The 25,110-nt window shown below is 73.1% G+C and carries 21 protein-coding genes; 15 read left to right on the top strand and 6 right to left on the bottom strand.

Translation table 11 applies throughout. The features are described from left to right. Positions 1–92 precede the first annotated feature (92 nt). Together ACFWBY_RS00105 and ACFWBY_RS00100 are read left to right on the top strand one after the other, a co-directional pair. A complete protein-coding gene (locus tag ACFWBY_RS00105; protein ID WP_385337980.1) occupies positions 93–1,481 on the top strand; it encodes a peptidoglycan recognition protein in 1,389 nt (462 codons plus the stop codon). Between the two features lie 334 nt (positions 1,482–1,815). Then, a complete protein-coding gene (locus ACFWBY_RS00100; RefSeq protein ID WP_385337983.1) occupies positions 1,816–2,880 on the top strand; it encodes a DNA-3-methyladenine glycosylase family protein in 1,065 nt (354 codons plus the stop codon). A gap of 52 nt (positions 2,881–2,932) precedes the next feature. On the opposite strand, the gene ACFWBY_RS00095 is transcribed toward ACFWBY_RS00100, so the two are convergent. From ACFWBY_RS00095 to ACFWBY_RS00085, 3 genes are read right to left on the bottom strand one after another with little or no spacing between them, the layout of a single operon-like run. Further along, the gene (locus tag ACFWBY_RS00095; protein ID WP_385337986.1) at positions 2,933–4,252 is read right to left on the bottom strand and encodes a coenzyme F420-0:L-glutamate ligase; all 1,320 of its coding nucleotides are present in this window, start codon (positions 4,250–4,252) and stop codon (positions 2,933–2,935) included. Beyond that, a complete protein-coding gene (gene cofD, locus ACFWBY_RS00090) occupies positions 4,249–5,208 on the bottom strand; it encodes a 2-phospho-L-lactate transferase (protein WP_385337989.1) in 960 nt (319 codons plus the stop codon). The genes ACFWBY_RS00095 and cofD overlap by 4 nt, the downstream gene beginning before the upstream one ends. Before the next feature lie 43 nt (positions 5,209–5,251). Next, positions 5,252–5,791, bottom strand: a complete 540-nt coding sequence (locus tag ACFWBY_RS00085) for a cysteine dioxygenase (protein ID WP_385337992.1) — start codon at positions 5,789–5,791, stop codon at positions 5,252–5,254. Positions 5,792–6,449: 658 nt separating this feature from the next. Here ACFWBY_RS00085 and ACFWBY_RS00080 point away from each other — a divergent pair. The 4 genes from ACFWBY_RS00080 to ACFWBY_RS00065 all read left to right on the top strand — a co-directional run bounded on the left by ACFWBY_RS00080 (position 6,450) and on the right by ACFWBY_RS00065 (position 12,694). Beyond that, on the top strand, positions 6,450–6,713 hold the full coding sequence (locus tag ACFWBY_RS00080; RefSeq protein WP_112450237.1) for a WhiB family transcriptional regulator: 264 nt from the start codon (positions 6,450–6,452) through the stop codon (positions 6,711–6,713). A 288-nt stretch (positions 6,714–7,001) separates the two neighbouring features. Continuing rightward, positions 7,002–10,703 (top strand): glycosyltransferase family 2 protein, encoded by a 3,702-nt coding sequence (locus ACFWBY_RS00075; protein ID WP_385337996.1) that lies wholly within the window; start codon positions 7,002–7,004, stop codon positions 10,701–10,703. Continuing rightward, the gene (locus tag ACFWBY_RS00070; protein WP_385337999.1) at positions 10,700–12,187 is read left to right on the top strand and encodes a DUF5719 family protein; all 1,488 of its coding nucleotides are present in this window, start codon (positions 10,700–10,702) and stop codon (positions 12,185–12,187) included. The genes ACFWBY_RS00075 and ACFWBY_RS00070 overlap by 4 nt, the downstream gene beginning before the upstream one ends. A 93-nt stretch (positions 12,188–12,280) precedes the next feature. Then, positions 12,281–12,694 carry a hypothetical protein gene (locus ACFWBY_RS00065; RefSeq protein ID WP_385338002.1) on the top strand — a complete coding sequence of 138 codons (414 nt, stop codon included), beginning with the start codon at positions 12,281–12,283 and terminating at the stop codon, positions 12,692–12,694. Positions 12,695–12,706: 12 nt separating this feature from the next. On the opposite strand, the gene ACFWBY_RS00060 is transcribed toward ACFWBY_RS00065, so the two are convergent. After that, positions 12,707–13,204, bottom strand: a complete 498-nt coding sequence (locus tag ACFWBY_RS00060) for a metallopeptidase family protein (RefSeq protein WP_385338005.1) — start codon at positions 13,202–13,204, stop codon at positions 12,707–12,709. Between the two features lie 70 nt (positions 13,205–13,274). Between ACFWBY_RS00060 and ACFWBY_RS00055 the strand changes: the two genes are divergently transcribed. The 6 genes from ACFWBY_RS00055 to ACFWBY_RS00030 all read left to right on the top strand — a co-directional run bounded on the left by ACFWBY_RS00055 (position 13,275) and on the right by ACFWBY_RS00030 (position 19,050). Further along, complete coding sequence (locus ACFWBY_RS00055) at positions 13,275–13,697, top strand: DUF3499 domain-containing protein (protein WP_385338008.1); 423 nt, start codon at positions 13,275–13,277, stop codon at positions 13,695–13,697. A 78-nt stretch (positions 13,698–13,775) separates the two neighbouring features. Then, positions 13,776–15,146, top strand: a complete 1,371-nt coding sequence (locus ACFWBY_RS00050) for a phosphomannomutase/phosphoglucomutase (RefSeq protein WP_385338011.1) — start codon at positions 13,776–13,778, stop codon at positions 15,144–15,146. Positions 15,147–15,396: 250 nt separating this feature from the next. Beyond that, positions 15,397–15,585: a Trm112 family protein gene (locus ACFWBY_RS00045; RefSeq protein WP_385338014.1), complete on the top strand. Its 189-nt coding sequence runs from the start codon at positions 15,397–15,399 to the stop codon at positions 15,583–15,585. 81 nt (positions 15,586–15,666) lie between these two features. Further along, positions 15,667–16,800 carry an SIS domain-containing protein gene (locus ACFWBY_RS00040; RefSeq protein WP_385338017.1) on the top strand — a complete coding sequence of 378 codons (1,134 nt, stop codon included), beginning with the start codon at positions 15,667–15,669 and terminating at the stop codon, positions 16,798–16,800. A gap of 39 nt (positions 16,801–16,839) precedes the next feature. Then, positions 16,840–18,012 carry a mannose-6-phosphate isomerase, class I gene (gene manA, locus ACFWBY_RS00035; protein ID WP_385338020.1) on the top strand — a complete coding sequence of 391 codons (1,173 nt, stop codon included), beginning with the start codon at positions 16,840–16,842 and terminating at the stop codon, positions 18,010–18,012. A gap of 93 nt (positions 18,013–18,105) precedes the next feature. After that, a complete protein-coding gene (locus ACFWBY_RS00030; protein ID WP_385338023.1) occupies positions 18,106–19,050 on the top strand; it encodes a cation diffusion facilitator family transporter in 945 nt (314 codons plus the stop codon). Positions 19,051–19,118: 68 nt separating this feature from the next. On the opposite strand, the gene lepB is transcribed toward ACFWBY_RS00030, so the two are convergent. After that, a complete protein-coding gene (lepB, locus tag ACFWBY_RS00025) occupies positions 19,119–19,799 on the bottom strand; it encodes a signal peptidase I (RefSeq protein ID WP_385338026.1) in 681 nt (226 codons plus the stop codon). Positions 19,800–20,235: 436 nt separating this feature from the next. On the opposite strand from lepB, the gene ahcY reads away from it, so the two are divergent. Both ahcY and ACFWBY_RS00015 read left to right on the top strand, forming a co-directional pair. Further along, complete coding sequence (gene ahcY, locus ACFWBY_RS00020) at positions 20,236–21,687, top strand: adenosylhomocysteinase (protein WP_385409605.1); 1,452 nt, start codon at positions 20,236–20,238, stop codon at positions 21,685–21,687. A gap of 90 nt (positions 21,688–21,777) precedes the next feature. After that, on the top strand, positions 21,778–22,401 hold the full coding sequence (locus ACFWBY_RS00015; RefSeq protein WP_385345182.1) for a hypothetical protein: 624 nt from the start codon (positions 21,778–21,780) through the stop codon (positions 22,399–22,401). 193 nt (positions 22,402–22,594) lie between these two features. On the opposite strand, the gene ACFWBY_RS00010 is transcribed toward ACFWBY_RS00015, so the two are convergent. Next, positions 22,595–23,509, bottom strand: a complete 915-nt coding sequence (locus ACFWBY_RS00010) for an RDD family protein (RefSeq protein ID WP_385345184.1) — start codon at positions 23,507–23,509, stop codon at positions 22,595–22,597. Positions 23,510–23,634: 125 nt separating this feature from the next. On the opposite strand from ACFWBY_RS00010, the gene ACFWBY_RS00005 reads away from it, so the two are divergent. Further along, positions 23,635–24,642: a stage II sporulation protein M gene (locus ACFWBY_RS00005; RefSeq protein WP_385345187.1), complete on the top strand. Its 1,008-nt coding sequence runs from the start codon at positions 23,635–23,637 to the stop codon at positions 24,640–24,642. The last annotated feature ends 468 nt before the right edge of the window (positions 24,643–25,110 follow it).

Below are 25,110 nucleotides of genomic sequence, written 5' to 3'. Positions count from 1 at the left end.
CCCCCGTACGGCGGACGGGTACCGCCCTCCCGGCGGACGGGGCGTCAGTTCTCGGATGGCGCCCGCTTCCAGGAGTCCCCAGCATCTTTTCCATGCGTGGATTCCTTGCTTCCTCGATCGGCGTCGCGACGGCTGCCGCACTGGCCCTGCCGCTCGCGCTCCCCACTACGGCCCTGGCCACTCCGTCGATGGGCTCGGCCCCCGTGACCCCCGCCGGGTCCACCCAGTCGCTGCCGCTCGTCCCCGTGGGACCCGCGGCGGACCGCTCCCCGGGGGTCCCCGGCATGAGCACCTCGCCCCGGCTGCCCGAGACCCAGGGCCTCGCCGCGCGGGGGGTCGAGACCTTCTCGCTCGTCGGCGTCGTCTGGGACGACGCGGGTACCGAGCTCCACGGCCGCGTCCAGGTCCGCACCCGCTCCGCGGCCACCGCGGACTGGTCCGAGTGGCAGGACGTCGAAACCCACAACAGCGAACACGGCTCCGACCCGGACACGAGCGAACGCGGCTCCGGCCGGGTCCGGGGCAGCACCGCCCCGCTGTGGGTCGGCGAGTCCGACGGCGTCGAGGTCCGCGTCCAGGCCGAACGGGACGGGCGCGCGCAGGGCGGCAAGCTTCCGACGGGCCTGCGGATCGAACTCGTCGACCCGGGGAACTCCGGCCGGCCCGCCACGGACGGCAAGAACGGCACGTCACAGCCGGTCGACGACAAGGGCGAGCTCCTGCCCGAGATGACGATGGAGATGGCGCAGTCCTCCTCCGCCAACCTTCCGATGGCCGCCCTCGGCGCCGACGAGATCGTCCCGCTCGACAAGGCGGACTCCACCGCCGACGCGGTCCTCGCCGACGGCACCCTGGAGGCCGCCGCCCGCCCGTACATCGGCCCGCGCCCGGGAATCGTCACCCGCAAGGGCTGGGGCGCCGACGAGAGCCTGCGCGAGAAGGCCTTCGTCTACACGAACACCGTCAAGGCCGCCTTCGTCCACCACACCGCCTCCGGCAACAACTACGCCTGCAAGGACGCCCCGGCCGTTCTGCGCAGCCTGTACCGCTACCACGTCGTCAGCAGCGGCTGGCGGGACATCGGCTACAACTTCGCCGTCGACAAGTGCGGCAGGGTGTACGAGGGCCGGGCGGGCGGAGTCGCCAAGCCGGTGCTCGGCGCGCACACCATGGGCTTCAACACCGACAGCATGGGCATCGCGGTGATCGGCACGTACTCCAAGACGGCCCCGCCGAAGACCGCGGTCGACGCGGTGGCCCGCCTCACGGCCTGGAAGCTGGGCCTCTTCGGAGCGGACCCCCGCGCGAAGACCACGCTCCGCTCGGGCGGCGGCAACCTCTACGCCAAGGGCAGTAACGTCCGGATGAACGTCATCTCGGGCCACCGCGACGGCTTCGCCACCGAATGCCCGGGCCGCCTCCTCTACGGCCAGCTCCCCCCCACCCGCACCACATCGGCCAAACTCCAGGGCCGCCCGTAACCAGCTCCCCGCCCACCAGCACCCCCAGCCCCGCCGGCGTCCGAGGCGCGGGCCTGGGCGGAGCCCGGGAAGCACCCGCAGCTCCGTCGGCGTCCGAGGCGCGGGTCGGGGCGGAGCCCGGGAAGCGCCCAGCCCTGTCGGCGTCCGAGGCGCGAGCCTGGGCGGAGCCTGGGGAACGCCACCCCAGCCCCGTCGGCGTCCGGGGCGCGGGCCTGGGCGGAGCCCGGGAAGCAGCCCCAGCCCCGCCGGCGTTTGAGGCGCCGGTCCGGGCGGAGCCCGGGGAACGGTGGAAGGGCGGGTAGGGGACGAGCCCCGCAGGGCTACGCTCAGAGGCATGGCCGGCCGCTTCGACCCCCTCACCCGCACCGCGATCCGCGGCGGCCGCACAGCCGTACCCCCGGCGACCGGAGCGGGCCCCGGCCAGGCCCCAGGTCAAGGCGCGGGCCCAGCCCAAGGCACAGGCACAGGCCCGGGCCCGGGCCCGGGCCCGGGCCCGAAGACCCGTACATGGACCCCCCAGGGCCCCGTGGACCTGGGCCTCACGCTCGGCCCCCTCAGACGCGGCCCCGGCGACCCCACCTACCGCACCACCCCGGGAGCGGTCTGGCGCGCCAGCCGCACCCCGGCCGGCCCCGCCACCCTCCGGGTCGCGGTGCACCGGGGTGCCGGCGAGGTGACCGCGGACGCCTGGGGCCCCGGCGCCGACTGGATCCTCGGCGGGCTGCCCGCACTGCTCGGCGCCGACGACGACCCCGCCGCCTTCGTCCCCCGCCACCGCCTCCTGCACGCCAGCCACCGCCGTCGGCCCGGCCTGCGCCTGACCCGTACGGGTCTGGTCCTGGAGTCCCTGATCCCGGTGATCCTGGAGCAGAAGGTCACCGCCGACGAGGCCTACCGCGCCTGGCGCCGCCTCGTACGGCAGTACGGCGAGCCCGCTCCCGGCCCTGACCAGGGCCTCTACGTCATGCCCGACGCCCGCACCTGGGCGATGGTCCCCTCCTGGGACTGGCACAGGGCCGGCGTCGACTCCAAGCGCTCAGCCACCATCGTCCGGGCCGCCCGCGTGGCCGCCCGCCTGGAGGAGGCCGCCGCCATGGACCCGGCCGCGGCCACCGCACGCCTGGAGGTGATCCCCGGCATCGGCCCGTGGACCTCGGCCGAGACCGTCCAGCGCAGCAACGGAGCCGCCGACGCCGTCACCACGGGCGACCTGCACCTGCCGGGCATCGTCGGCTTCGCCCTGGCCGGGGACCGCGACGCCGACGACGCCGCCATGCTGGAGCTCCTCGCCCCGTACGCCGGCCAGCGCCACCGCGCGGCCCGCCTCATCCTCCTGGCCGGAGCGGCCCCACCCCGCCGCGCCCCCCGGATGCCCCGGAGCGACATCGGCACGTTCTGAAGCCGGCCTCGTGCCGGAGGCGCCCCGGGCCGTGCCGTCGGGGAGCAGCCGGTCAGCGGACCTCGACGAAGTCCTCCGCGTCCCGGACCGGCCGCTGCGCCGGTGCGAGGGCCGCGTGCCCCACGGCCACCGCGCCCATCGGATCCCAGTCCTCGGGCAGCCCGAGGACCTTGCGCACCACGTCCCGGCAGAACATCGTCGAGGACACCCAGGCCGATCCCAGCCGTTCGCCGGCGAGCGCGACCAGGAAGTTCTGTACGCCCGCGCCCATGGAGACGACGAACATCTCGCGCTCCGCCGCGTCCCGCCGCGCGTGCCCGTAGTCGTGCGCGCCGTCCGTGACCAGGCACGGCACGACCAGGTACGGGGCGTTGCGCAGGACGTCGCCCCGCCGGACCCGCTTCGTGACGGACTCCTCGGACTTGCCGTCACGCCGCAGGTCCGCGATCCACGCGTCCCGCATCGCGTCCAGCAGTTCCCGTCGCGCGCCCTCGGACTCCAGCAGCACGAACCGCCACGGCGTCGTGTGGTGCGGCGCCGGGGCCGTCACGGCCGCGGCGACCGCCCGGCGGACCGCGCCCGGGTCCACCGGCTCGGAGGTGAAGGCCCGTACGGTCCGCCGCTGCGTCACGGCTTCCCGTACCGCCTCCGACGTGCCCAGCCGGAACATGTCGTCGGCCGGCGGGCGCACCAGGTCCGCCGCCGAGGACCCCTCGCCCAGTACGTGCGCCAGACCGCGCACGACCGCCACGGGAAGCCCCTCCGCCTTGCCCTTGACCAGGTCGCCGGCGGCGGCCAGCTCGTCGGCGGTCGCGACGACCGTGGCGCTCAGCGGGTTCCCGTGGCTGTCGGTGCCACCCCGCAGGTCGTCCAGGACCCGGACGCCGGCCGAACCGATCGCCACGTCCGTGAGTCCGGTGCGCCACGGCCGCCCGAAGGTGTCCGTGACGATGACGCCCACGTCCACGGACAGCAGTTCCCGCAGCCCCGCCCGGATCGCGGCGGCCGAGGCGTCGGGGTCCTCGGGCAGCAGCAGGACGGTGCCGGCGGCGGTGTTCGAGGCGTCGACGCCCGCCGCCGCCATGACCAGCCCCTGGCGGTTCTCCACGATCCGCAGCGGCCCCCGGCGCGCGACGACCCGTACGGTCTCGGCGTCTATCGCGGCCTCGCGCGAGTCGGCGCGGACGATCCTGCCCTCCGCCTTGGAGACGATCTTCGAGGTGACGAGCAGGACGTCGCCGTCGCGCAGCCCCGGTCCGGCGGCCGCGATCAGCGCCGCCAGATCGTCGCCGGGCCGTACCTCCGGGATCCCGCCGAGGGCCCGCACCTCGTAGGAGGGGCCGTGCCCGCGAGGAGCGTGCGGGGCGGTCACCGGGAGGCCTCCGCCAGTTCCAGCGCGGCCCGGGCCATGTCCGCCGTGGCGGCCAGGTCGGTCATCATCAGCGGCACCGCACGGCAGGTGATGCCGGCGGCCTCCACCTCGGCGACGGCGTCCGCGTCGGCGGTGTCGACGAGCCAGCCGTCGAGCAGTCCGGTGCCGTAGTGCAGTGCCACCGCGGCGGCGGTGGACTCGACGCCGACGGCGGCCAGCACCTTGTCGGCCATGCCGCGCACGGGCGCGCCCCCGACGATGGGGGAGAGGCCGACGACGGGCGCCGCCGCGGCGGCCACGGCCTCGCGGATGCCGGGCACGGCGAGGATGGTCCCCACCGAGACCACCGGGTTCGACGGCGGGAAGACGATCACGTCGGCGGCCGCGATGGCCTCCAGGACGCCGGGAGCGGGCTTGGCCTGCTCGGCGCCCACGGGGACGACGGCCTCGGCGTCGACCGAGGCGCGCATCCGGACCCAGTACTCCTGGAAGTGGATGACCTTGCGCTCGCCGGTGTCGGCCTCGGTGATCGCGACGTGGGTCTCGACCCGGTCGTCGGACATGGGGAGCAGGCGGACGCCGGGCTGCCAGCGGTCGCAGAGGGCTTCGGTGACGGCGCTGAGCGGGTAGCCCGCACCGAGCATCTGGGTACGGACGATGTGGGTGGCGAAGTCGCGGTCGCCGAGGCCGAACCAGGTGGGTCCGACCCCGTACGCCGCGAGTTCCTCCTTGACGGTGAAGGACTCGTCGGTGCGGCCCCAGCCCTGGTCCTCGTTGATGCCACCGCCGAGGGTGTACATCACCGTGTCCAGATCGGGGCAGACCTTGAGCCCGAACAGGTGAATGTCGTCACCGGTGTTGCCGATGACCGTGATGTCCGCGTCGGGAACCGCGGCCTTGAGTCCGCGGAGGAAACGGGCGCCGCCGATACCGCCGGCCAGAACAACAATGCGCATGCTGCGCAGTCTGTCAGGCCGCCCGGAGCGGGCGGCGCTCCGGTCAGGCCGAGAGGGAGCCGGTCCGGGCCGGGGAGCAGTTGTGCATCGGCATCTCGGTCAGCCCGGGGAAGTACACGTGCAGGCTGACGGCCCCGTCGAGGGTGTCGTTGACGACCTCGTGGGCGTAGCCGGGGGCGAAGACCCGCTGGGAGCCGGCGCCGAGGGAGAGCGGACCGCGGGCGGTGTGCTCGGTGAGCTCGCCGTCCAGGACGGTCAGCACGCCGGAGGAGGCGCCGTGGTCGTGGAGGCCGCTGCCCTGGCCGGGGACCCAGCTGAGCAGCCAGACCTCGTAGCCGGGGCCGGTGCGCAGCCGGTGGTACCAGCGGGTGGTGGCGTCGTACCGGACCAGGTGCTCCCACGCGGAGCGGTCGCGGGCGATGGAGCGGGCGAGGCCCACGAACTCGGCGACGGTGGCCGGGTGCTCGGGGGCGGGCTGCAGGAGGTGCTGGACGGAGAGGATGTCGCCGGCGATCTGGAGGTCGCTCTCGACCATCGCGGGGGCGGTGGCGGGGGTGGCGTTCAGGGTGCTGGTGCTGTTCATCGGGGGGTTCCTCGACGGATGTCAGTCGTGCGGCGGTTGCTGGGGGCCGGGCTGGAGCTCAGAGGAGCCGTAGCTCCGGAGGCATCAACAGCTGCAACAGCAACAGCGAACCTGGACAGCGCGCAGGAACCCACGAATGGGGGTCCGGGTGGCGGCTGAGGGCGCTGACATGGCAACAAGGAGACCGGGTGTGGGGTACGACTGTCAACCCAATGTCCGATTTGTTGGAAAAGTTTCACCTCATCCGGTTACTGCGCCCGGAGAAAGGTTTGTGCAATCGACGTCGGGGCAAGTGGCGCTGCAAGTCGCGCAGCAATCCCGTGCGGCCCGGTCTCAAACCTCTCAAGAGGTGCGTTGTCGCTTCGTGGCTGAAATGTGATCTTGGCCGCTTCTCGGGCCGGATCGGAACCCCACCGCAGAGTGACGCGTCGACTACGAGGGAGGGCCACCTCAAGCGGTGCCTGCGGCATGTGTCATGGTTTTTGGCGATATGAACACTTTCTGCATAGGCTTGGTTCCGCAGAGTGAATAAGGGGCCCAATAGCAGATCTCGGCTTGACTGCGCCGGAGCCGCGCACTTGTAATTTCACTCGTGTCGTTAAGTAGCGATGAGTAACGACATCATCACGGGGACGCACAGACAGAGCGAGGGGCGCACATGACCGAGCTGGTTCAGGAACTGCTGGTCGAGGAGGCGGACGAAGAGCTCGGATGGCAGGAGCGAGCTCTCTGCGCCCAGACCGACCCCGAGTCCTTCTTTCCCGAGAAGGGCGGCTCGACCCGCGAGGCCAAGAAGGTGTGCCTCGCCTGCGAAGTCCGATCCGAATGCCTTGAGTACGCCCTCGCCAACGACGAGCGATTCGGCATCTGGGGCGGCCTTTCCGAACGCGAGCGCCGGCGCCTGAAGAAGGCCGCCGTCTGAAGCGCTCCCGGCGCGCACGCACCGGCGCCCGAGGCACGACGCACGGCACGGCCCATGACATATCCGGCGGCATAACCGACGGCATACCCGCCCGTGCACCCCGCAGTGCACACAGCGGCACAAATCGCAGTACAACGAACAGCACGACGAGCAGAGCAAACGGTCCGCCTCCCGCACCTTCCCCGCAGGAGGCGGACCGCTGTGTTCCCAGCCGTTAGTGTGGGGCGCTGTCCAGCAGCCTCCGAGGGCACACACCCCCGGACCCCCGGCCGGAGGGCCCGTACCGCGATGTCCCTGCACAGCCAGTCGAGCGCCTCCTACCAGGCTGCCGCCGCCCCAGAGTTCCCCCGGCACGTCGTCACCGCGGTCCTCGTCGCCCACGACGGCTCCCGCTGGCTGCCCCGGACCCTCGCCGGTCTCCTCGGCCAGGAACGCCCCGCCCAGAACCACATCGCCGCCGACACCGGCAGCGCCGACGACTCCGCGCGCCTGCTCGGCGAGGCCCTGGGCGAAGACCGCGTCCTGCACCTCGCCCGCCGCACCGGCTTCGGCGCCGCCGTCGACGAGGCCGCCCGCACCGCCGGGACGCTGACCCCCGAGGAACTCCCGTACCTCAAGCGCCCCTCCGGCTGGGACCCCGCCAGCCGCACCTGGCGCGACGACACCTACGACCTGCCCGACCTGCCCCACGGCGAACCCGTGCAGTGGCTCTGGCTGCTCCACGACGACTGCGCACCCGAGCCCGACGCACTCGCCGAACTGCTCCGCGTCGCCGAGGACAACCCCGACGCCGCCGTCATCGGCCCCAAACTGCGCGGCTGGTACGACAAGAAGCAGCTCCTCGAAGTCGGCGTCACCATCGCCCGCAGCGGCCGCCGCTGGACCGGACTCGACCGCCGCGAACAGGACCAGGGCCAGCACGACCAGGTCCAGCCCGTCCTGTCCGTCTCCACCGCGGGCATGCTGGTGCGCCGCGACGTCTACGACGCCCTCGGCGGCTTCGACAGACGCCTGCCCCTCATGCGCGACGACGTCGACCTGTGCTGGCGGGCCCAGAGCGCCGGCCACGGCGTCCTCATCGCCCCCGACGCCGTCCTGCGGCACGCCGAGGCCTCCGCCCGCGAACGCCGCACCGTCGACTGCGCCGGCCGGACGAGCGCCAGCCCGCACCGTGTCGACAAGGCCGGCGCCGTCTACACGATGCTGGCCAACAGCTCCGGCCGCGCCCTGCCGTACGTCCTGCTGCGCGTCCTCGTCGGCACCGTGCTGCGCACCCTCGCCTACCTCGTCGGCAAGGCCCCCGGACAAGCCGTCGACGAGTTCACCGGCCTCCTCGCCACCCTCCTGCGCCCCGGCCGCGTCCTCGCCGCCCGCAAGGCCCGGCGACGCCCCGCCGTCCCCGCGAAGGAACTGCGCCCGCTCTTCCCGCCGCCCGGCGCCACCCTGCGCGCCAACGCCGAACACCTCGCCGGCTACTTCGGCTCCGACGGCGACACCGAGAACAGCAACGCGGGCCGGCACGGCGGAGCCGTCGAATCGGGCCCCGGCGGCGACGACGCCGACTACCTGCACATCGAGCAGTTCGCGCGGATCAGGCGGATCGCCCGCAAGCCCGCGCCCGTCCTGTTCGCCCTCCTCCTGCTCGTCTCCGTGATCGCCTGCCGCTCCCTGCTCGGCGGCGGCTCCCTCATGGGCGGCGCCCTGCTCCCCGCCCCCGGCGGCGGGCTCGAACTGTGGCGCGCCTACACCGACGACTGGCAGCCCGTCGGCACCGGCTCGACCACCGGCGCACCGCCCTACCTCGCCGTCCTCGGAGCCCTCTCCACCCTCCTCCTCGGCTCCACCAACGCCGCCCTGACCCTGCTGCTCGTCTGCTCGGTCCCGCTCGCCGGACTCACCGCCTACTTCGCCTCCCGCCCGCTGGTGGAGTCCCGGCTGCTGCGCGCCTGGGCGGCCGTCGCCTACGCCTTCCTCCCCGCCGTCACCGGAGCCCTCGCCGGCGGCCGCCTCGGCACCGCCGTCCTCGCGATCCTGCTGCCGCTCATCGCGCGCTCCGCCGTCGCCGCCTTCGGCCTCGGCGCACCCGAGGGCACGGGGGGCAGCTGGCGCGCGACCTGGACCCACACCCTCCTGCTCACCCTGGCCACCGCCTTCACCCCCGTCGTCTGGCCGCTCGCCGCCGTCCTCGGAGCCGCCGCGCTCGTCCTGCGCCGCGCGCACTGGAAGACGTACGGCCCCCGCCTGCTCGCGACGCTCGCCGTCCCGCTCCTCGTCCTCGCGCCCTGGTCGCTCGGACTGCTCACGCACCCCGCCCGCTTCCTTCGCGAGGCCGGACTGGCCTACGGAGCCGGCTCGGCCGGCGCCCTGGACCTCCTCGGCATCAGCCCCGGCGGACCCCGGACCGCCGGCGGGCTGATCCTGATCGGCATCGTCCTCGCCGCCCTGGCCGCACTGCTGCGCACCGACCGGAAGTTCGCCGTCCGCACGGCCTGGGCCGCCGCGCTCGCCGCGCTCCTCCTCGCCGTCGTCGTCAACCGCACCGCCTGGGCCGGCCCCGCCACCCTCGTCTACGGACTCGCCCTCCTGGCCGCCGCCGTCCTCGGCGCCGACGGGGCCAAGGAACGCGTCGCCGCCCGCAGCTTCGGCTGGCGCCAGCCGCTCGCCGCGCTGATCGCGCTCGCCGCGGCCGTCGGCCCGGTCATCGGCGCCGTCGCCTGGATGCTCAGCGGAGCCGCCGGACCGCTGGAGCGCCGCGACCCCGTCCAGGTACCCGCCTTCGTCGCCGAGGAGAGCGGCACCCGCGACCAGGCCCGCACCCTCGTCATCGGCGCCACCTCGCCGGCCGCGCTCTCCTACAGCCTGGTACGGGGCTCCGGCGGCCGCCTCGGCGACGCCGAGGTCGCCGCACAGGCCGACCGCGACACCCGCCTCGACAAGGTCGTCTCCAGCCTCGTCGCCGGCTCCGGCGCCGACCAGACCGACCAGCTCGGCGGCTTCGCCATCCGCTACGTCCTGGTCCGCGACGGAGCCCCGCCGCAGATCGGCCGCGTCCTCGACGCCACCCCTGGCCTGAGCCGCCTCAGCAAGCTCGAGGGCAGCGCACTGTGGCGCGTCGACCGCCAGGTCGCCCGCGTCGTCATCGTCCCCGCCAAGCCCGGCGAGGCCCCCATCCCCGTCGCCTCCGGACCCGTCGAGGCCCACACCAAGATCCCGGCGGGCGAGGCGGACGGTGCCGGCCGCGTCCTGCGCGTCGCGGACAGGGCCGCCCCCGGCTGGCAGGCCACCCTCGACGGCAAGCCGCTCAAGCCGAAGACGCTGGACGGCTGGGCCCAGGGATTCGAGCTCCCCGCCGAGGGCGGCCGCCTCGACCTCGTACACGAGGACGCCCTCACCCGGACCGCCTGGCACTGGGCGCAGGGCCTGCTCGCCCTCGTCCTGCTCGTGATGGCCCTGCCGGGCCGCCGCGCCAGCCTCGACGACGACCTGCCCGACGAGGAGGCCGCGCCCGCCGAGGAGGCAGGGGCCGGCCGCCGCGCCCGCCGGCTGCGCGAGCAGGCCGAGGCGCAGACCGAGGCCCCCGCCGAGGCGGCCGTCTCCGCCGACCCGTACGCGCAGATCCCGGGGCAGCAGTCGTACGGGGAGCAGCAGTACGGGCAGGACGCGTACGCCTACCAGCAGGGCTACGGCGACCAGGGCGGCTACGCCTACGGGCAGCAGGAGCCGCAGCACCAGCAGCCCCCGACCCAGGAGCCCCAGGCCCCGGACTACCCGTACGAGCAGCAGCAGCCCCAGCAGTACGACCAGCAGCCCTACCAGGACGAGCAGCCGTACCAGGAGCAGCAGCAGTACCCGTACCCGTACCCGCCGTACGAGCCCCCGCGGCCGACGCACGAGCCGTACGAGTCCTACGAATACGACACCTACGGACAGCACGACGGCCAGCGGGACGGGCAGCACGCCCCGCGTCCGGACGGGAGCCCCCAGCAGTGAAGCAGCGCGTACCCCTGACGCTCGCCGCCGTCACGGCGGCGCTGGCCGCCGTCACCGGCCTCGCCGCCCTCACCGCGCCCGCCGCCGGCCCGGCGGCCGCGGCCCCGGCCGGCAACGCGGCGGCCCGGATGCCCGTGGAGCGGTCCCTCCTCGTCTGCCCCGCGCCCAGCACCTCCGACATCGCCGAGACCCTGTACACGGCGCTGACCCCGGGCGCGCCCGCCGCCGGCGGCAAGGGCTCCGCCCGGCTGCTCGGGGCGACCAAGGAGGCCAAGCCGGTACTGGAGCTCAAGGAGCCCGGCAAGCCCGTCGGCGCCAAGGCCTCCGGCGCCGAGGCCCCCGCGCTCATCGGCAGCGCCGACGGGTTCCTCGCCCCCGGCTGGAGCGCGCAGCAGACCACGGTGGTCTCGGTCGGCCGCACCCGCGGCGTGCTCGGCGTCGGCTGCGCCGCGCCCGGCACCGACTTCTGGTTCCCCGGGGTGAGCACCGCCAAGGGCCGCGAGGACTACGTCCACGTGACCAACCCCGACGACACGGCCGCCGTGGTGGACATCAAGCTGTTCGGCCCCGACGGCGCGGTCAAGGCCGAGGCGGGCACCAGCGAGAACATCCGGATCGACCCCAAGTCCAGCAAGGCGATCTCCCTGTCCTCCCTGGCCCCCGGCGCGCAGCTCGCGGACGTCACCGCCCACGTGACGACCCGTGCGGGCCGGGTCGGAGCCACCGCACAGGCGGGCGAGGAGGGCGTCGGCTCCGACTGGCTGCCCGCCTCCGTCGACCCGGCGGGCACGCTGGTCCTGCCCGGGATCCCGGCGGACGCCACCTCCGTACGGCTGGTCGCGTTCGCGCCGGGCGAGGAGGACGCCGACGTCAAGATCCGGCTGGCCGGGCCGAACGGCTCGATCAGCCCGGCGGGCAACGAGCAGCTGCACGTGAAGGCCGGCATGACCGCGAGCGCCGACCTCAAGGACGTCACCCGCGGCGAGCCGGGCTCGCTGGTGCTGTCCCCGGCCGAGGGCAAGAAGGCCGTACCGGTGGTCGCGGCGGTGCGCATCGTCCGTGGCGGCGGTGCCAAGCAGGACATCGGCTTCGTCCCGGCGGCCGCCCCGGTGGGCACGCGGGCGACCGTCGCCGACAACCGCACCGAGGAGAACGCGACGGTGCTGTCGCTGACCGCGGCCTCCGAAGCCGACGCGAAGGTCAAGGTGACGGCCTCACCGGGCACGGACGGCGGCGAGGCCGCCTCCCAGGAGGTCACGGTCAAGGCGGGCACCACGCAGAACCTGACGCTGGCCCCGGCCGGCGGCAAGGGCGCCTACGCCCTCACGGTGGAAACCCTCTCGGGCGGCCCGGTCCACGCGGCCCGCACCCTGACCCTGCCGCGCGACGGCATCCCGATGTTCACCGTCCAGACCCTCTCGGACGACCGCTCCACGGTCTCGGTCCCCCAGGCCACCCAGGACCTGTCGGTCCTCACGGACTAGGTGCTCCGGCCCCGACCGCCCGCCCGGGGCCGGCACCACCGCCCCGACACCACCGCCAAGGGGGACGTGCGCGCACCCGCGTACCGTGTCGGGATGAGCTTCGAAGACATATGGGCCGAGGTCATGGCCGGCGCCACCCGCTTCGGCCACCGCCGGCACGTCCACCTGACCTGGCTCGCCGTCCGCCGCCACGGCGTCCCCGCCGCGGCCGTCCTCGTCGCCGAAGGCATCCAGCGCACGGCCACCGCCGCCGGCGCCCCGCAGAAGTACCACGCGACGATGACCCGGGCCTGGGTCGAACTGGTCGGCCACCACGCGGCCCAGGACCCCGCCGCGGACGCGGACGCGGCCGGCTTCGACGCCTTCGCGCTCCGCCACCCGGACCTGCTCGACAAGGACCTGCTGTCCCGCTTCTACCGCCCCGCCACCTTGGACACGGCCGCGGCCAGAACCACCTGGGTCGAGCCCGACCTCGCACCCTTCCCCCGCCGGGAGGGGCCGGCCTGAGGGAAGTCCTCCTCAGTCCTGCCCGTACCTCGGATCCACGGTCTCGGGCGACAGCCCCAGCAGCTCCGCGACCTGCTCCACCACGATCTCGTGCACGAGCAGCGCCTTCTCGTCCCGCGACTTCGTCCGGATCTCCACCGGCCGGCGGAACACCAGGATCCGGGCCGGCCGCCCGTCCCCCGCCTCCGCCAGGGCGCCCAGCGGCACCGCCTCGTCGTTCCACCCGGCGTCCGCCCCGCCCGGCGGGCCGGGGACGTCGCCGACGAGGAACTCCACGTCCGCCAGTTGCGGCCAGCGCCGTTCCAGCCGCTCCACGGAGTCCCGTACGAGGTCGCCGAAGAGCTCCGAGCGGCTCGCCGACAGCGGCACCTGCGGCGGGGCCACCGGCCCGCGCATCCCCCGTCCGTGGCGGTCGCGCCGCCGTGCCCGCGGCTCACCGGCCCCGGAGGCGCCGGGAGGGGAAGCGGGGGGCGGGGAGGGAGGAGGGGGAGGCAGAGTGCTGTCCGTCACCCCCGCAGCGTAGCCCGCACACCCCCGCCGGGGCGGGGGTGATCGGCCGACACGGGAGGGCGCCGGGCGGGTGAGTCGTCGCGGCCCGGTCAAGAGTGCGGTACCGTCCAACGTCGTGAGCCTTGTACGTCGCTGTTCGCGCACCGCGTGCGGCCGCCCTGCCGTCGCGACTCTGACGTACGTCTACGCCGATTCGACCGCAGTTCTCGGCCCGCTCGCCACCTACGCCGAACCCCACTGCTACGACCTGTGCGCCGAGCACTCGGAGCGCCTGACCGCCCCGCGCGGCTGGGACGTCGTACGCCTCACGGACGGTTCCGCACCCTCCCGCCCCACCGGCGACGACCTCGAAGCCCTCGCCAACGCCGTACGGGAAGCCGCCCGGCCCCCCGAGCGCACGGCCGAGGCCGGCGGCCGCGCAGGCCAGGGCGGCCACAGCGGAGGCGAGACCCGCCGCGGACACCTGCGCGTCCTGCGCTCACCGGACTCCTGACACTCAGATCGTCCGATAAGAGACCCGGTCCCCACGGTAGGTTTGCCCCACCGCACATCACCTTCAGGAGGGCAGGCAGTGGCCATCGATCTTTCGAACATCGTCAAGGCTTACGACGTACGAGGTGTCGTACCGGACGAGTGGGACGAGCCGCTGGCCGAACTGTTCGGTGCCGCGTTCGTCGAGGTCACCGGAGCGACCGCGATCGTCATCGGTCACGACATGCGCCCCTCGTCGCCCGCCCTGTCCGCCGCCTTCGCGCGCGGCGCGTCCGCCCGCGGCGTCGACGTCACCCTGATCGGGCTGTGCTCCACCGACCAGCTGTACTACGCCTCCGGCAAGCTGAACCTGCCCGGCGCGATGTTCACGGCCTCGCACAACCCGGCCCGGTACAACGGCATCAAGCTCTGCCGCGCCGGCGCCGCCCCCGTGGGCCAGGACACCGGCCTCTCCGCCATCCGCGAGCTCGTCGAGCGCTGGAGCGAGGAGGGCGCCCCCGAGGTCCCCGCCGGCACCGCCCCGGGCACCATCACCGAGCAGGACACGCTCACCGGCTACGCCGACCACCTCAAGGGCCTGGTCGACCTCACCGCGATCCGCCCGCTCAAGGTCGTCGTCGACGCCGGCAACGGCATGGGCGGCCACACCGTCCCCACCGTCTTCGAGGGCCTCCCGCTGGACCTCGTCCCCATGTACTTCGAACTGGACGGGACCTTCCCCAACCACGAGGCCAACCCCCTCGACCCGAAGAACATCGTCGACCTCCAGGCCCGCGTGAAGGCCGAGGGCGCCGACCTCGGCATCGCCTTCGACGGCGACGCCGACCGCTGCTTCATCGTCGACGAGCGCGGCGCCGGCGTCTCCCCCTCCGCCATCACCGCCCTGGTCGCCGCCCGCGAGCTGGCGCGCAACGGCGGCACCGGCACCGTGATCCACAACCTGATCACCTCCTGGTCCGTCCCCGAGGTCGTCCGCGAGAACGGCGGCACCCCGGTCCGCACCCGCGTCGGCCACTCCTTCATCAAGGAGGAGATGGCCAAGTCCGGCGCCATCTTCGGCGGCGAGCACTCGGCGCACTACTACTTCAAGGACTTCTGGAACGCGGACACCGGCATGCTCGCCGCGCTCCACGTCCTCGCGGCCCTCGGCGGCCAGGACGGCCCGCTCTCCGCCCTGGTCTCCTCTTACGACCGCTACGCGGGCTCCGGCGAGATCAACTCCACGGTCGCCGACCAGGCGGGCCGCCTCGCCGCGGTGAAGGCGACCTACGGCGCCCGCGAGGACGTCACCCTCGACGAACTGGACGGCCTCACCGCGACCAGCGCCGACTGGTGGTTCAACGTCCGCGCCTCCAACACCGAGCCGCTGCTGCGCCTCAACGTCGAGGCCCGCGACTCCGCGACCCTCGACAAAATCCGCGACGAGATCCTGGCCCTCATCCGCGCCTGAGGCCGCCCACCGGATCCGCGCCCGAGGCCGCACACCGGCGAACCCGGCCCGCAGGCGTTCGAGGCGCGGGTCCGGGCGCCGAGCCCCCGGCCTCGGCGCCGCACCCCTCCCGGTCCCGCCGCCTCCGCTCGAGGCGGCGGGACACCGGAGCGGAGCGCCACCGGCGCCCACGGCACCTCCGGCCCGCACCGCAGGCGACTCGGCGGTACGCTGACCTGGCCCAATCCGCATCCCCGAAGGGAACCGCCCCATGCCGCTCGAAGCCGGCCTCCTGGAGATCCTCGCCTGCCCCGCCTGCCACTCGCCCCTCGAGGACAAGTCGGCCGACGCGGACAACCCCGAGCTGATCTGCACCGGAGGCCAGGACTGCGGTCTCGCCTACCCGGTCCGTGACGGCATCCCGGTGCTCCTCGTGGACGAGGCGCGCCGCCCCGCCTGAGCCTGCCACCGCCACCCCGCGCAAAAGCTGAGACTGGTTCCGACGCAGGTTCCGTCACCGATACAGCCCGGAGGCCGCCACATGCTCGACGAGTCGCTCCTCGACGCACCTGACGATCTCGCCCGCGCCGACCGCCGAGGCCTGCTCCGCGGCGCCGCCGAGGCCGGAGCCCGGGTGCGCACCGCCGCCCGGCACGCCGCCGAGGCGGGCCTCGGCGAGCTGCGGCCCGACGGCCGTCCCCGGGCGGTCCTCATCGCCGGACCCGGCACGGCCGCCACCGGGGTCGCCGACCTGCTCGGCGCGCTCGCCGGAGCCTCGGCGCCCGTCATCCGGCTGCACCCGACCGGCGTCGCACACGCCTCCGGCGCACTGCGCTGGGCGCTGCCCGGCTGGGCCGGCCCCGTCGACCTGCTGCTCATCGCCACCACCGACGGCACCGAGCCCGGCCTCGCCGTCCTCGCCGAACAGGCCTACCGGCGCGGCTCCACCGTCGTCGCCGTCGCACCCGAGCGCTCACCGCTGAGCGAGGCGATCGACGGCGCGCACGGGCTCCTCGTACCGATGGCGAAGGCCCCGTACCAGGAGTACGACGAATCGGCCGCGGCCGGCCCCGGCGCCCTGTGGGCCCTGCTCACCCCGCTGCTGGTGCTCCTCGACAAGGTCGGCCTGATCGCCGCCGCCCCCGACACCCTCCAGCTCGTCGCCGACCGGCTCGACCGCACGGCCGAACGCTGCGGACCCGCCATCGCCACCTACTCCAACCCGGCCAAGACGCTCGCGTCCGAGCTCGCCGACTCCCTGCCGCTCATCTGGAGCGAGGGAGCCGCCGCCGGCCCCGCCGGCCGCCGCTTCGCCGCCACCCTCGCCGAGCTCGCCGGCCGGCCCGCACTCGCCGCCGACCTCCCCGAGGCGCTCCCGGCCCACGGAGTCCTGCTCGCCGGCGACTTCGCCGCCGGAGCCGACCCCGACGACTTCTTCCGCGACCGCGTGGAAGAACCGCAGGCGCTTCGCGCGCGCGTCGTACTGCTGCGCGACCGGCCCGCGGGCGGACTGACAGCCGCCCCTGCCGCACGAGAGCTCGCCCTCAGCCACGACACGGCCATCAGCGAGCTCGAACCGGAGGAGGGCACGGAGCTGGAACAGCTCGCGGAACTCCTCGCCGTCACGGATTTCGCCACCGCCTACCTGGCGCTGGCCTCCGGGGGACACAGCTGAGACGCATACCCGCATCTCTCTCACCCAGGAAGACGACCGATGGACCGCCTCACTAACACGATCCGCCCCTACGCCTGGGGCTCGACCACCGCGATCCCCGCGCTCCTCGGAGTCGCCCCCACCGGTGAACCCCAGGCCGAGCTGTGGATGGGCGCCCACCCCGGCGCCCCCTCCCGCCTCGATCGCGGAGCGGGCGAGACCGCCCTGTCGGACGTCATCGCAGCCGACCCCGAGGCCGAACTCGGAGTCGCAGCCGTCGCCAAGTTCGGCCCCAGGCTGCCCTTCCTCTTCAAGGTCCTCGCCGCCGGCGCCCCGCTCTCCCTCCAGGTCCACCCCGACCTCGCCCAGGCCAGGGCCGGGTTCGAGGACGAAGAGCGGCGCGGCGTCCCGATCGACGCGCCGCAGCGCAACTACAAGGACGCCAACCACAAGCCCGAGCTGGTCTGCGCCCTCACCCCCTTCGACGGCCTGTGCGGATTCCGCCCGCCCCTCGAAGCCGCCGGACTGCTCGAAGGCCTGGGAGTCGACTCCCTCAAGCCCTACGCCGACCTCCTGCGGGCCCACCCCGAGGAGGACGCCCTGCGCGAGGTGCTCACCGCCGTCCTGACCGCCGACCGCACCGAGATGGCCCGTACGGTCACCGAGGCCGCGGCCGCCGCCCAGCGGCTCGGGGGCCCGTACGCCCCGTACACCGAACTCGTCCACCACTACCCGGGCGACCCGGGCGTCATCGCCGCCATGCTCCTCAACCACGTGCAACTCCAGCCCGGCGAAGCCATGTTCCTCGGCGCCGGCATTCCGCACGCCTACATCGACGGCCTCGGCGTCGAGCTCATGGCCAACTCCGACAACGTCCTGCGCTGCGGACTCACCCCCAAGCACGTCGACGTTCCGGAGCTGCTGAAGGTCACCCTCTTCGAGCCGGGCGACCCGGGCGTCCTGCGCCCCGAGGGCAACGGCGAGGAGGTCTACGAGACCCCCATCGACGAGTTCCGGCTCTCCCGCTTCGTCCTGGCCCCCGGCGCAGCCCCCCGGCCCCTGCCGGACGCCACCCCGCAGATCCTGCTGTGCACGGCGGGCTCCCCGAAGGCGGCCTCCCGCAAGTCCGGCGAACTGGCCCTGGCCCCGGGGGAGTCGGTCTTCGTCCCGGCCGGCGAGAAGGCCGAACTGTCCGGTTCCGGCACCGTCTTCCGTGCCACCGTCGTGGTCTGACGTACCGTCCCTGCCCGTGGCTGTGAGAATCTGCGGGCGTAGCGCGGTGCCCCGGACAGGGGCGCCGCACCGAGGAAGGGACACTTCGCAACCATGAGCGCGTCGGGCGGTACCAAGGCGATCGTGGCGGCACTCGCCGCCAATCTGGCCATCGCTGTAGCCAAGTTCGTGGCCTTCGTCTTCAGCGGCTCCTCGTCGATGCTCGCGGAAAGCGTCCACTCGCTGGCCGACTCCGGAAACCAGGGCCTGCTGCTGCTCGGCGGCAAGAAGGCCCAGCGCGAGGCGACGCCGCAACACCCCTTCGGGTACGGGCGCGAGCGCTACATCTACGCGTTCCTCGTCTCCATCGTGCTGTTCACCGTCGGCGGCATGTTCGCCATCTACGAGGGCTACGAGAAGATCAAGGAACCGCACGCGATCGAGAACTGGTACTGGCCGATCGGCGTGCTCGTCTTCGCGATCATCGCTGAGTCCTTCTCCTTCCGCACCGCGATCAAGGAGTCGAACCAGATCCGCGGCAGCCTCTCCTGGGGCCAGTTCATCAAGCGCGCCAAGGCCCCCGAGCTCCCCGTCGTCCTCCTGGAGGACCTCGGCGCGCTCGTCGGCCTGGTCCTCGCCCTCGCGGGCGTCGGCATCGCGCTCGCGACCGGCAACGGCGTCTGGGACGGCATCGGCACCCTGTGCATCGGCGTCCTGCTCATCATCATCGCCGTGATCCTCGCCGGCGAGACCAAGTCCCTGCTGCTCGGCGAGGCCGCCGGCACCGAGGACGTCGAGAAGATCAAGGCCGCCGTCGTCGACGGCGACGTGGTGACCGGCGTCATCCACATGCGCACCCTGCACCTCGGCCCCGAGGAGCTGCTGGTCGCCGCGAAGATCGCCGTCCAGAGCGACGACACGGCGACCGAGGTGGCCAATGCCATCAACGCCGCCGAGGCCCGCATCCGCGCGGCCGTCCCGATCGCCCGGGTGATCTACCTGGAGCCGGACATCTTCAACGCCGAGGCCGCCGCGAAGGGCGCGAACCCCGGCCAGTGACCGGGCGCCGCCCGGCACACCGAGGCCCCCCTGCGACGACGCAGGGGGGCCTCGGTGCGTCCCGGGGCTCAGCCGGACGCGGCCTCGTACGACCACGTCACGTGTCCGGGGCCGTCCGGCGGCGCGTTCCGCGCGGCCTTCGCCGCCCGTCGACGCGCCACCAGCGAGGCGATGCCGAGCCCGCCTCCGCCGAGGAAGACCGGTATGCCCAGAGAGCCGAGCCCCGCGAGGACCAGCACGTCGGCCGGCATATCGGTCGGGACCCCCCGAACGGCCGACAGCGGCAGGGTTCCGTCGTTCCCGTCGTTGACCGCCATCACGAGGGAGTCCAGGGAGTCCAACCGGTTGTCGCCCAACAGGTACATCCGGCCCTCGGGCACCGTCACGTCGAAGGGAGCCATCGCCGGCGCGGCCGGGTCCCTCAGGTACGGCTCGACGAGGGGCTGCCCGTTCAGCGTCAGCGTGGAGTTCCCCTCGGCCCAGGACAGGTGGTCCCCGCCCAGCGCGACCACCCGCTTGAAGACATGCCCGTCGACCGGCCACGAAGCCGGCGGCGTGGCGAGCACGGCGTCCCCGCGCCGGACCTCCTGCGGGCTGACCCGCCCGAACCAGACCTCGTCCCCGGGGGAGTAGGTCGGCTCCATCGAACGCCCCGGGATCCACTCGTGCGCGTACTCGTCCGCGAGGAAGAACCGTACCCCCGCGCCCGCCCCCACGAAGAGCCCCGCGCCGAGCGCCAGAAGCACCACCGCCCAGATCCCCCTTCGCCGCCCTGACCTGCGCTGACCCCGCCCCATACCCGTACCTTCCGCCAACCGCCCGTAACCGACCGGCGCAGCGTACGCAGCGCCCGGGAGGTCCGCTCGGTCAGGTACCCCGATACCAACCTCGGGCTTCCCGTTCGAAGAACACCGCGACACCGCCGACGGCAAGGCCCTGAGTGTTCTGTCGGCCAACCCCCCTGCGCGAGGCGGCTTTCCCCCAGCCGTCCGAGCCCCGATCCGCCGATCGGTGTAGATTCGTCATCAGTGTCAGGCGTCGCTGCTGATGGCGGTCGGGCGGTCCACAGGACCGGCCGAGGGGAGAGAGGACCCCCGACGGACTGAGCGCCATGTGCGCCGCCCGCACGGACGGTGCGCGGCTCAGCCGTACCCAACCTCTCGATCCACGAGGAGCAGCATCCACATGACTGCCGCATTCACCGACTTCAAGGTCGCGGACCTCTCCCTCGCCGTCTTCGGGCGCAAGGAGATCACCCTGGCCGAGCACGAGATGCCCGGCCTGATGTCCATCCGCCGCGAGTACGCGGCCGCCCAGCCCCTGGCCGGCGCCCGCGTCACCGGCTCCCTGCACATGACCGTGCAGACGGCCGTCCTGATCGAGACGCTCGTCGCGCTCGGCGCGGACGTCCGCTGGGCCTCCTGCAACATCTTCTCCACCCAGGACCACGCGGCCGCCGCCATCGCGGTCGGCCCGAACGGCACCGTGGACGACCCGCAGGGCATCCCGGTCTTCGCCTGGAAGGGCGAGACGCTGGAGGAGTACTGGTGGTGCACCGAGCAGGCGCTGACCTGGCCGAACACCCCCACCGGCGGCCCGAACATGATCCTCGACGACGGTGGCGACGCCACCCTCCTCGTCCACAAGGGCGTCGAGTTCGAGAAGGTCGGCGCGGCCCCGGACCCCTCCACGGCTGACTCCGAGGAGTACGGCCACATCCTGACGCTCCTCAACCGCACCCTGGGCGAGGCCCCGCAGAAGTGGACGCAGCTCGCGTCCGAGATCCGCGGCGTCACCGAGGAGACCACCACCGGCGTCCACCGCCTGTACGAGATGATGGCCGAGGGCACCCTGCTCTTCCCGGCGATCAACGTGAACGACGCCGTGACGAAGTCGAAGTTCGACAACAAGTACGGCTGCCGCCACTCGCTGATCGACGGCATCAACCGCGCCACGGACGTCCTGATCGGCGGCAAGGTCGCGGTCGTCTGCGGTTACGGCGACGTCGGCAAGGGCTGCGCCGAGTCGCTGCGCGGCCAGGGCGCGCGCGTGATCGTCACCGAGATCGACCCGATCTGCGCGCTGCAGGCCGCGATGGACGGCTACCAGGTCGCCACCCTCGACGACGTCGTGGAGATCGCGGACCTCTTCATCACGACGACCGGCAACAAGGACATCATCATGGCCTCGGACATGGCCAAGATGAAGCACCAGGCGATCGTGGGCAACATCGGCCACTTCGACAACGAGATCGACATGGCGGGCCTCGCCAAGATCGAGGGCATCGTCAAGGACGAGGTCAAGCCGCAGGTCCACACGTGGAAGTTCCCCGACGGCAAGGTCCTGATCGTGCTCTCCGAGGGCCGTCTGCTGAACCTGGGCAACGCCACGGGCCACCCGTCCTTCGTGATGTCGAACTCCTTCGCGGACCAGACCCTGGCCCAGATCGAGCTCTTCACGAAGCCGGCCGAGTACCCCACCGGCGTCTACGTGCTCCCCAAGCACCTCGACGAGAAGGTGGCCCGCCTGCACCTCGACGCCCTCGGCGTCCGCCTGACGACCCTGCGCCAGGAGCAGGCCGACTACATCGGCGTCAAGGTCGAGGGCCCGTACAAGCCGGACCACTACCGCTACTGATCCCCGCGGATCCGCAGCACCCACGAGCAGGCCCCCGGCACCCGTGCCGGGGGCCTGCCCCGTACCCGCCCGAGACCCAGGAAGACGCCCATGCCCCGCGGCCGCTACTCGCTCCACGACCCGCACGACCACACCCCCCTCGGCGAGGAGCACTTCCACTGCGCGCCGGGCCCCTCCGGCTGGCGCTACGTCTCCCAGCTCACCGCCCCCGACGGCGGCCACCGCGGCTCCGTCGACCTGGCCGTCGACGAACTGGGCCGCCCCATCCGCCTCGAGGTCAACGCCTCCAGCTGGCAGGTCCGCGGCGCAGCCATCGACGGCGTGACCTGGGTCCGCACCGACCCCGCCGGAGCCGAGGCGACCGAGGGCAACGTCCGGGGCGCCGCCGGCTTCACCGGCACCTCCCCGGCCTTCCTCGTCGCCACGGCCCGCCTGCTCCGCCTCACCCCCGGCGCCCCCGAGACCCGCGTCCGCCTCGTCGCCCTGACGGACCCCGTCCTGGCGGCCCGTACGGTCGACCAGGCCTGGGCCCTCCTGCGCCGAGCGGAACACCCCACCGACAGCGGCCCACTCCTGGTCGACGAATACCGGGTCAGCGCCCTGGACACCGGCGAGGTCCACACCGTGCACATCGCCGGAGACGTCGTCCTCGCGGCCCCCGGCATCGAACTCGAACACCTGGAGACCCCGCCGTCGTCCTTCGAGACGGCTTAAACCGTCTAGTGCTGTGACCGGGAAGGTCCACCGGGTCGCGGCGCCCGGCACGGCACCTCGCGGCGTTGTCGGGCCACGGCGGTACGTCCGGTACGAGCCGTGGCCCTCCGTCCCGGGGGCACCTCCCAGCGGTAGCTGGGGGAGATGCACCGCACCGAACACCGCGACCCGGCACACCTTCCCGGCCACAGCACTAGGCAGGCGGAGCGAACCCCGTGGTCCGCGCCGGCCGCTCGGCCACGGGCGCGGCGGCGGGCACCACCGGCGCGAGGGGAACCACGGGCGGCACGACGGGTGCCACGGCCGGCATCACCACGGGAGCTGGCTGCCCGTACGGCGCGGGAGCCATGGGAGCGGGCTGCTGCCGAAAGGCCCGGGCGGCGTCCCGCGACTGGCGCTCGTGCACCACGGCCATCAAGAACGCGGCAGCCGGTACCCCGACCGGCGGCGGGGCCCCCGTACGCGCCACCAGGTCGTCAGCGAGCCGCACCGCCATCGCGGCGCCCACCTGCGGGTCCAGCTGGTTCATCCGGGTCAGGTACTGCCGTATCGCGAGCCACAGTCCGTCCGGCACCGCCGACAGGTCCAGCCCCCCGAACCGCCCGGCCAGCCACGGCGGCGGCGGAGGCACCGGCATCACCCGCGCCCCCGGCACCCGCTCACGGATGACGAGCGTCCCCGCGAACACGTCCCCGAGGCGCCGCCCCCGCTCCGATACCAGCGAAGCGATGCACGCCACGGACCCGAAGAACATCAGCAGCTCGACGACCCCGAAGGCCCCGCGCACGAGCGCGTGCCGGAAGCGGATCGGCCCGCCGTCATCGCGGACCACGCGCAGCCCGCAGGCGAGCTTGCCCAGCGACCGCCCGTGGCTCAGCGTCTCCACCGCGATCGGCACGCCGACCAGGATCAGCAGGAACGCCGCCACCGACACGGCCGCCTGTGCCGCCCCGTCCAGCGAGGCGATCGAGAAGGCCAGCCCGAGGGAGAGGAGCAGGTACCCGGCCACGTACACGACCAGGTCGAGCAGGATCGCCAGCGCGCGGCTCGGCAGTCTCGCCGGCCGCAGCCCCAGGACGACCGCGTCCCCCGTCACCAGATCGCTCACCGATGCACTCACCCTTCACGTGACCTGCCCCGCCCCTTTGGCAACCAGTCTGCCAAGCTGACCATAGAAGAAGCAGGAAAAATCAGGGGACCAGCAGGAACCAGGGGCAGGGGAGCGCCAACCACATGGATCTCGACGTCTTCGTGGCAGCCCACCAGGCCGAATGGGCCCGGTTGGAACAGCTCCTCGGCCGCGGCCGGCGCCTCACGGGAGCCGAGGCCGACGAACTCGTCGCGCTCTACCAGCGCACCGCCACCCACCTCTCCCTCATCCAGTCCAGCACGCCAGACCCGATGCTCACGGGCCGACTGACCCAGCTCGTGGCCCGGGCCCGGGCCACGGTGACGGGAGCCCGCCGGGGCGGCTGGCGCGACGCGGTCCGCTTCTTCACCACCGGCTTCCCGGCCGCCGTCTACGTCAGCCGCCGTTGGTGGATCCCCGCCGCGCTGCTTTCGACGGCCGTGGCCGTGATCATGGGCTGGTGGATAGCCACCCACCCCGAGGTCCAGGCTTCCATCGCGGCCCCCGAGGACCTCAAGGCGATGACGAAGCCGGGCGGTGGGTACGAGACGTACTACTCCAGCCACCCCGCGGCTTCCTTCGCGGCGCAGGTCTGGACGAACAACGCCCAGGCGGCCGCGATCTGCCTCGTCCTGGGCGGCTTCCTGGGCCTGCCGGTGCTGTACATCCTGTGGATCAACATGCAGAACCTCGGCGTCGGCATCGGGTTGATGGCCTCAGCCGATCGCCTCGACGTCTTCCTCGGTCTGATCCTTCCGCACGGCCTGCTCGAACTGACAGCGGTCTTCGTGGCCGCCGGCACCGGTCTGCGCCTGGGCTGGACGGTCATCGACCCCGGCCTGCGCACCCGCCGCGTGGCCCTGGCCGAACAGGGCCGCGCCGCCCTCGGCATGGCCATCGGCCTGGCGCTGGTCCTCTTCGTCTCGGGCCTGATCGAAGGCTTCGTCACCCCCTCCGGCCTGCCCACTTGGGCCCGCATCGCCATCGGGGTGGCCGCGGAGACGCTCTTCCTGCTGTACGTATACGTCCTGGGCGGCCGCGCGGCCCGCGGGGGCGAGGTCGGCGACGTGGAGCTCGCCGACCAGACCTCGACGGTCCCCACCGCGGCCTGATGTGCGCATGAGCATCCCGAGCTGCTAGTCTCCTCGTCGTCCCGCAAACACCGTTGACACGGCAGACGCGGGGAGGTAGATTCGAACGGTTGCCTCGAACTGGACAAGTTCGGCAGCGATGGTTTAACATCTCTCTCGCCCCTCAGGAATTGAATTCCGTGTGGGCACACTCGACTCTTCATTCAGAAATCCAAAGCCGGGAAATCCGATGGAAAACTTCTGATAGAGTCGGAATCGCCGGAAAGGGAAACGCGAAAGCGAAGAACTGGAAAGCGAAACCCGCTTCGACCGGGAATCGGACACGAAAGAGTCTGATAGAGTCGGAAACACAAGAACGAAGGAAGCGCCCGGAGGAAAACCCGCGAGGGTGAGTACAAAGGAAGCGTCCGTTCCTTGAGAACTCAACAGCGTGCCAAAAATCAACGCCAGAAGTTGATACCCCGTCCATTTCGGTGGATGAGGTTCCTT

It is taken from the genome of Streptomyces sp. NPDC060049, from assembly GCF_042736715.1.
In the GTDB taxonomy this organism is placed as follows: Bacteria; Actinomycetota; Actinomycetes; order Streptomycetales; family Streptomycetaceae; genus Streptomyces.
The sequence above is the reverse complement of the archived record's forward strand: the minus strand, read 5'-3'. Positions and strand labels throughout refer to the sequence as shown.